Annotated in this window: 7 protein-coding genes; 5 read left to right on the forward strand and 2 right to left on the reverse strand. The window is 36.6% G+C overall.

The features are described from left to right. Positions 1–69 precede the first annotated feature (69 nt). From EPI11_RS08515 to EPI11_RS08535, 5 genes are read left to right on the forward strand one after another with little or no spacing between them, the layout of a single operon-like run. Positions 70–1,644, forward strand: a complete 1,575-nt coding sequence (locus tag EPI11_RS08515; RefSeq protein WP_128389533.1) for a hypothetical protein — start codon at positions 70–72, stop codon at positions 1,642–1,644. Positions 1,645–1,651: 7 nt separating this feature from the next. Continuing rightward, positions 1,652–2,269 (forward strand): DUF6705 family protein, encoded by a 618-nt coding sequence (locus EPI11_RS08520; RefSeq protein ID WP_128389534.1) that lies wholly within the window; start codon positions 1,652–1,654, stop codon positions 2,267–2,269. 7 nt (positions 2,270–2,276) lie between these two features. Further along, the gene (locus tag EPI11_RS08525) at positions 2,277–2,891 is read left to right on the forward strand and encodes a DUF6705 family protein (protein WP_128389535.1); all 615 of its coding nucleotides are present in this window, start codon (positions 2,277–2,279) and stop codon (positions 2,889–2,891) included. A gap of 5 nt (positions 2,892–2,896) precedes the next feature. Further along, complete coding sequence (locus EPI11_RS08530) at positions 2,897–3,547, forward strand: DUF6705 family protein (protein WP_128389536.1); 651 nt, start codon at positions 2,897–2,899, stop codon at positions 3,545–3,547. Positions 3,548–3,584: 37 nt separating this feature from the next. Further along, entirely contained in the window at positions 3,585–4,166 is a 582-nt protein-coding gene (locus EPI11_RS08535; RefSeq protein WP_128389537.1) for a DUF6705 family protein, read from the forward strand. 39 nt (positions 4,167–4,205) lie between these two features. Here the strand turns inward: EPI11_RS08535 and EPI11_RS08540 are convergent, their stop codons facing one another. Beyond that, a complete protein-coding gene (locus EPI11_RS08540) occupies positions 4,206–6,707 on the reverse strand; it encodes a T9SS type B sorting domain-containing protein (RefSeq protein ID WP_128389538.1) in 2,502 nt (833 codons plus the stop codon). A 30-nt stretch (positions 6,708–6,737) separates the two neighbouring features. Then, positions 6,738–8,023 (reverse strand): T9SS type B sorting domain-containing protein (locus EPI11_RS08545; RefSeq protein ID WP_128389539.1); only part of this gene is annotated, 1,286 nt, incomplete at its 5' end.

The following is an 8,023-nucleotide window of genomic DNA, read 5'->3' on the forward strand; positions in this document are numbered from 1 at the left end:
TGCGTTGATAACAAGAAAGTTGCTTTGTGTTATTTGCTTGTTTATTAACCAATAACTATATATTAACGTATGAAAAAACACCTTAAAAAGTTACGGCCTTTGCTGCTGCTTACTACTTTGTTCCTGCTCACAAACTGCCAGGAAGAACTCGAGGAGAGCAAACCTGCAGTACAGCAAAAAAACGGATCGAAATACACTATCCTTACGGGGGAGGCGGCACGAGCCAAAAAAGCAGAACTGCTTATTAAACTGAATAATGATGGAGGCAGAGGACTCTCTAAGCTCCAGAATGTATTAAAAGGAGGAAGTACAGATCCTGCCTTTCGCCAATTGATGGATATAAAAGAATATATCGATGATAGCGAAATATTTAAAGTTGAACAGGCTAATGGTAATATAAATTATACCTATAGGGTAAACATGCCTGATGTTGGTGATAACAAATTTTACAACCTGGTAGTTAAAACTGCCGGTGCAGCCAGCAAAACCGTGCTGCTAACCTATAATTTAAGTAAGGAATTTGCCGAAGAATATCAAAATAGCAGTGATATTTTACATTTTTCCGGAGAAATCGAATTTGATGTTGTGGCGATGAGTGATGATTTTCCTTGTGAGGATGAACCAAATAAACCGACACCCGTAAGTGGTGGAGGCATTGGTGCCGTTGGTGGTGGAGGCGGGGGCGGAAATGGAGGCGGCGGGAGCGGTGATGGGATTGACGGACCTATTAATCCAGGTAATTCGGGCGTTCCTTATAATCAGCTTTTAGTAAATATTAAAATGATGGCGTTGAAATTTATGACAGTTAAATCATCTTCTATTGAAGTTGGGCCAATAGAGGGTGGAATTGACGGAGGAGGAACTATACCGGGAACTTTCCCGGGAGTGTTTGATCGCTACATAATAAAAACCCCGAGTGTAAATGGCGAAACTGACCCATGTGGGGATGGCGAGGATATAGGGGTGTTGGCTCAGCAGAAAATCCATGAAGATAACTGTGATGAGCTTAAAAAATTTGCTCAGAATGCAAAAAATTTAGCATCTTTAAATAATTTAAAAACTACTGCTGATAACAAAAAAGAAAATGGTTATAGTTATAGTGATAATAAAGATCCGGAAGTGCTAAAAAGCGACCCTAGGTCAGAATTTCTAGTTCTTGTGCCTTCTGGAGGATTAATTTATGGTGCATCACATGATCATCCCAATCCTCTAACGACAGAATTTATGCCAATGTTTTCGGTGTCAGATATTTATATGTTAGCTGTTATGGCTATCAGGTATCAGGGAGGATTTAAAAATTATAGTAAATTTATCTTTACATTAACGGTTCAGACAGGACCTTCAAGTACAGAAACTTTTGCATTAAAAATTGATAATTGGCAGGCATTTAGTTTTTTTGCAAACAATTATTATGCAATGACTAATGAACAAAAAAAATCATTAGGTGATGAGTTACAGACATCGTATTCAACACTTGGTAAATATGATGGTACAAATAGTTATCTAAAATTATTGTTTAAATTTATGGAGAAGCAGAATATAAATGGTGTAAGCATTTATAAAGCAGAGCAGAATCTATCTAATTGGACAAAAATGTCTTTTGATAAAATAAATAAAGTAATTAAAGAAATTCCCTGTAAATAAAAAGGCTATGAAAAAAATAAATTTTATAATACTAATTTTATTCACAATGCTTTGTAAAGCTCAAAGTCCAGTAAAATCTTTATATGATGATAGGGATATAAATGGTGCTTATTATAAAGATATCTATAACGATTTTGATAAATTTATTGGTACCTGGAAATATACTAATGGTTCAACATCTTTAACAATCACCCTACAAAAAAAAGTACAATACCATAAATTTTTTAGTAATGGAGATGATTATTATTTAGATGTAATGGTGGGGGAGTATAAGTATATTGAAAATGGAGTAGAAAAAATTAATACGCTTCCTTTTCTTTTTCAAAATTTCGATGATCCTTACAAATATAATATTGCAGGATCTCTTATTGCCCGTCCAAATTCTATATATTGTTTAGGTTGTGGTCCTAATGATAGAAAATTGGTATTACAATTTAGTGACCCAACTAGGGAAATTGAAGGTTATGAACCCCAGATGATGTTTCAGCGTGCGGATAGTGGAGGAGTACAGAAGTTAAAATTAATATTTAGGACTATCTCCGGTATGATCGTTGAAGAAGGGGTAGAGCCTCCTTATAGTGAATATACAGTACCTTTTGGAGAATATCTTTTAGTGAAGCAATAAATAATAAATGGCTGCTTTAACAGGCAGCCTTGTTTTCATTATGAAACGATTAATTTTATTTTTAATAATACTTCCTTTTTGGAATTGTAAAGCACAATCTCCTATTAAATCACTTTATAATGACCCTCAAGAGGAAAACGGTGCTTATTACAAAGATTTTAATAATGAGCTAGATACATTTGTAGGGACTTGGAAATATACTAATGGTTCCACATCATTAACAATCACTCTTAAAAAGAAAGTGATGCAGTTTTTTAGTGATGGGGATGTTAATTTCTACGAAGATATTCTTATTGGAGAATATAAATATATTGAAAATGGAGTGGAAAAAATTAATACGCTTTCTCAATTATTAGTTGATAAGAATCCTTATAAATATAATATTGTTGGAAATATTTTCTATGAAAAAACAAATAAAAACCTGCAAACTAATTTTAGTGATCCAAACAGAGAAATACAGGGCATGACTCAGGCTATGTTTTTTGATCATGTTAATAATGATCCTCAAAAATTATTTTTAACGTTTAAAATGATGGAAGGGCCTTACACCGTAAACGATGAGCCACTGCCTTATACCAGTTATACAGTTCCATTTGGAGAGTATCTTTTAGTGAAGCAATAATATAAATGGCTGCTGTAACAGGCAGCCTAGTTTTCGATATGAAGCAGTTGTTTTTAATAGTAGTTATAATGTTGGGCTTCGGCTGTAAAGCACAAACAACAATTATGTCACTTTATGATGACACAGATATAAATGGTGCCTATTATAAAGATATCTATAACGATTTTGATAAATTTATTGGTACCTGGAAATATACTAATGGTTCAACATCTTTAACAATCACCCTACAAAAAAAAGTACAATACCATAAATTTTTTAGTAATGGAGATGATTATTATTTAGATGTAATGGTGGGGGAGTATAAGTATATTGAAAATGGAGTAGAAAAAATTAATACACTTCCTTTTCTTTTTCAAAATTTCGATGATCCTTATAAATATCATATTGCGGGATCTCTTATTGCCCGTCCCAATTCTGTATATTGTTTAGGTTGCGGACCTAACGATAGAAAATTAGTTTTAGGATTTGTTGATCCAAATAGATCTATACCAGGTTATGAGCCTGAAATGATGTTTCAACGTGTGGATAGTGGTGGGGTACAAAAGTTAAAATTGATATTTAGGACTACTTCAGGTATGATCGTTGAAGAAGGGGTAGAGCCTCCTTATAGTGAATATACAGTTCCTTTTGGAGAATATCTTTTAGTGAAGCAATAAATAACTGGCTGCTGTAACAGGCAGCCTTACTCATTTTATGAAACAACTAATTTTATTTTTAATAATACTTCCTTTTTGGAATTGTAAAGCACAAACGCCTGTTAAATCACTTTATAATGATTCTAGAGAATTAGATGGGGCTTATTATAAGGACTTTAATAATCAACTAGATACATTTGTAGGGACTTGGAAGTACACTAATGGTACAACATCTTTAACAATTACACTTATAAAAAAAGTGATGCAACCATTAATGGATGAAAGCATCAGTTATTATGAGGATATTATTGTTGGGGAATATAAATATATTGAAAATGGAGTGGAAAAAATTAATACGCTTCCTCAATTATTGGTTAGTAAAGATCCCTATGAATATAATATTGTTGGAAATATTTTCTATGAATCAACAAACAAAAATTTGCAAACTAATTTTAGGGATCCAAACAGAAAAATACAAGGTATGACGCAGGCAATGTTTTTTGATCATGTTAATAACTACCCTCAAAAGCTGTTTTTAACTTTTAAAATGATGGAAGGGCCTTATACTGTAAACGATGAGCTCTTGCCTTACACTAGTTATACAGTTCCTTTTGGAGAGTATCTTTTAGTGAAGCAATAATATAAATGGTTGCTGTAACAGGCCGCTTTTTTTTCAGGATTAGCGTATCAACGAAAAATGCCCTTTAACGGTTCTTCCGCTGTCTAATTGCACTACATACCAATAATCGGTAGAAGGGAGCTTAAAGCCCTTGTGTGTGCCATCCCAGCCTAATCCTTTTGGGTTTACATCAGCTAATAATTTGCCATAACGGTCAAATATATAAATCTTACTGTTGCTGTAGAAAAAAGCATTAATACCTATAATGTTCCAGGTCTCGTTTACTCCGTCGCCATTAGGGGTAAAGAATTTTGGTATGGACAGTACAGAGATCTTTTGTGGTACTACGCCGCAGCCCTTGGTGTCATATACATAAACGGTATGTGTGCCTGGGGTAACATTCTCAAACAGGTTAGACTCCTGATAAGGTCCGTTAGGTTTATCAAGACTGTAAAGGTAAGTAGTACCTGCGTTGGCAGTTGAGCTTGTTATTACAGTTACTGTATTGTTATCGCGCAGGTCGTTAATTATAATATCATCAATGGCAGCGATATTGGATGCTGTTACTGTAATGGTTTTTGAAGTACTGCAGCCCAGGCTGTTTGTTACGGTTACTACATAAACTCCCGGAGTATTTACCTGTATTCTTGGTGTGGTTTCTCCTGTAGACCAGCTGTAAGTATATCCAGGAACAGGGGTTTCTAAGGCTTCCAGAGTTATAAACTCTTTTGTATTAAGGCATACAGTAGCATTGGCGGTACTACTAACTACAGGACTGGATAATGTTTGTATCTGGAAATTAACGGAGGTATAACACTCCGGGTTTACAACACTCTGTATACGGGCATATATGGTTTGCGGATCGCTAATATTATTGTATGCCGTATCGTTTAGCGAAGCGGTATTGGCATCGGCATTTGCCTGTGTGTTGAAATACTTTACTTCATAGTTGGCAGCATTTTGTGCTCCCAGTATAACAGGGGTGTTATTAGAGAGGTTAAATGCTGTGACCCTGTTATTATCCGGGTCGCATTCTTTAAGAGTGTTTGGTGTATTGGCAACCGGCGCTGGAGTAATACTAAAATCGGCACTTACTACAGTAACCTGCCCTTGCCGCATAATCGATGCGGTTACCGTATAATTACCGGCAGCTGTATATATGCGCGTGGGATTTATAGCTGTAGAAGCGGGGCTGCCATCGCCAAAATTCCATGAAATACTGTCGAAAACATCAGTATTATTGTTAAGCGCAAAGCTGGTTGCATTGCCAAAACATTTATGGGTTACTACTATATTGGTGAAAAAGTATGAGGTTATAAAGGGCGGAAGGCCAAAAAAACAAATGCCTGTTCCCAGATTAATTTCGCCCGGCATGTAATTGCACAATGCTCCGTCTTCTTCAGGATCATTGATTACATCGAGTATTTTCGAATTAACAACAGCTTTGTATATCTTTCCGTTTGGGCCAAGCTGCAATGTTCCTGCCTGATTTGTATTTTGTATTAATACATCTGATCCCGGAATGTCGTTACTCAAAAGGTCATACTGATGTACTCCGCCAAAACCGGAAGTTGAATTGTTATAAGTAACATATAGTTTTTTTGACTTTGGAGAGAACTCTACACCATATGGCATTGTATCTGTACTTATAGCAATAGGGGAAGAGAGGAGCCCGGTTAGGTCATTAAAATTATAAAGATAAACGGTGCCATTTTCTTCTGTAGATCCTTCAATAGTGGCTACTTGGGTATGTGCTATCGCTATTTTTTTACCATTTGGTGATGCTTTTATACATCCAATAGCGTTTCTTCTATAACCTGAGGTAGGTATAAGAGGAGCTAATTGAGTCACTATAGGTGTAAGGTTTACGCCAGCTGCTGTGATTTCGAAGGCATAAAATTTATCTATAAACTGTGTAATTACCCAATATCCTGTACCATTGCTTTTTCTGACCGAGGTAATTTTTTCTGAGCACTTGTATTTGATTTCTTCAGTATCAGTAGGATTGTAAGTGACTAAATGTACATTACGGGTGGTAATATCTCCAATGCTTCCGTTGCTTCCTGCCAGAGAAAGATCTACGATAGAATAATTAAGTCCGTTGTTAAAGCCGTCGTCCTCTAAAGGTACGCTGCCGCCTTCAGTATAAGTCCCTGTAAACTGGTTAGGGTATACTTCTGCATTTTGCTGATGGGGTTCGTCTACAGTAAAAATATAGTAGAGGTTTGGATTGTTTTTGTTGGGAACTATTATTGCAGATTGTGTACTGGATGGGTCTCCTAAAAGACCTGTACCCGCCGGATAGTTTCCATTTGGCATTATTGTATTGTTTCTATCCCAAACGTTTCTGCCGTCTGTGTAAAAAAGGAGATTACCATTAACATCGGATATTGAACTGCATCCTTCATTTGTGGCTATGGCATTACCGGGTAGTATATTTACACTGCCATCATCTTCAAAATGGATACCTGCCGAAACGCCAAAAACCCAGTTGTTTGCTTCTTTTTGCGCAAATAAAGTAAGTGTAGAAAGGAGAAGGAGTAGTTGGGTAATCTTTTTCATAACAAAGCAATAGTTTCAAAGTTAAGGTTTTTATCTCAACAGGGAAAAGTGTGCTTTAAATTCTTTAGTTACAGATATGTCTCCAATGATCTCTTTGTAGGTTACTGTAAACCAATAATCTGTTGCAGGAAGATTTTCGCCATTGTATGTTCCATCCCAGCCATCACCTACTGCGCTTATTTGCTTTAAGAGTTTACCATAGCGGTCAAAAATATAGATCTTGGCATCAGGCTGATTTAATCCAATGATGTTCCAGGTATCACGGAAGCCATCGCCGTTTGGTGTAAAGAAGTTAGGGTAATCGATAATATTTGCTCCAATAATGACAAGATCTTCGCAAGGATTGTCAGTTTTCGTATCTCTTACTGTTATGCTGTGTTCACCCGGAGAAACATTGTTAAATACTGGCGAATCCTGCCATGGGCCTTCATCAAGTTTGTATTGGTATACGCCATAACCATCTACATCTACCGTAATAGTTTGATTATCGCTGAAGGCGTTACTTACATAATAACCAACTCCTATTTTGGTTGCCGGACTGCTTAGTAGCACTTCTGCAGACACTTCTGCCGATGCACAGTCATTAGTAGTTTTAGCAATTACACTATAGATACCAGGCTCATCCACAATTAATGATGCTCCTGTTTCTCCTGCTATAACAATACCGTCTTTTTTCCATACAAAGCTGTGGTCTGTTGCATCAAGGCCTGTAGTGATCTCATAGGTGCGTAACACTTCATTAGTCTGCTTATCAATACAGATCGTTCCGCCCTGTATCTTTGGTTCCGGCAGTTGCTCCACTACAATATCAAAGCTGGTTATATCGTGGCATTTACTTACCGTGCTCATATTGGTTACGCGCACCCAGATCGTTTGGCCTGGTGCAATGGTGTTGATAAATGTTGTTGGGCTGGTGATCGGGTTTTTCCCTTGTGGGAACATATCGGATTCGATATCTGCATCTGCCTCACTAAGGTGATAGGTAACTTTGTATTGGTTTGGGTTTTGCGCTCCCAATACTTCAGTTTCTACTATGGTAAGGTCAAAGTCAGTGAAACCATCATTAACTCCGTCATTATCACAAGCGAATAATGGTGTTTTTGTGATTACTATTGGATTAGCGATAGCTGCCTTTTCTACAATTAACTGTAAAGGCTTGGTAATAGTACAGCCTGTAGCATTATTGGTGACCATCACTAAAATGGTCTGGCTGTTTGGAACTACATTGGTGTACAGCCTTGGAAGTGCTGTTCCTGCATCAAGTGCTGCCTGGTCAAAATAGAATTCGATAGTATAGTCTGCCGCTGAATTATTAC

Origin of the sequence: Flavobacterium cerinum, assembly GCF_004028155.1 — a bacterium.
Lineage (GTDB): Bacteria > Bacteroidota > Bacteroidia > Flavobacteriales > Flavobacteriaceae > Flavobacterium > Flavobacterium cerinum.

Excerpts from the sequence above, each read along its gene's own strand:
- EPI11_RS08515 (WP_128389533.1), top strand. The coding sequence starts at position 70 with ATGAAAAAACACCTTAAAAAGTTACGGCCTTTGCTGCTGCTTACTACT.
- EPI11_RS08520 (WP_128389534.1), top strand. The coding sequence starts at position 1,652 with ATGAAAAAAATAAATTTTATAATACTAATTTTATTCACAATGCTTTGT.
- EPI11_RS08525 (WP_128389535.1), top strand. The coding sequence starts at position 2,277 with ATGGCTGCTTTAACAGGCAGCCTTGTTTTCATTATGAAACGATTAATT.
- EPI11_RS08530 (WP_128389536.1), top strand. The coding sequence starts at position 2,897 with ATGGCTGCTGTAACAGGCAGCCTAGTTTTCGATATGAAGCAGTTGTTT.
- EPI11_RS08535 (WP_128389537.1), top strand. The coding sequence starts at position 3,585 with ATGAAACAACTAATTTTATTTTTAATAATACTTCCTTTTTGGAATTGT.
- EPI11_RS08540 (WP_128389538.1), bottom strand. The coding sequence starts at position 6,707 with ATGAAAAAGATTACCCAACTACTCCTTCTCCTTTCTACACTTACTTTA.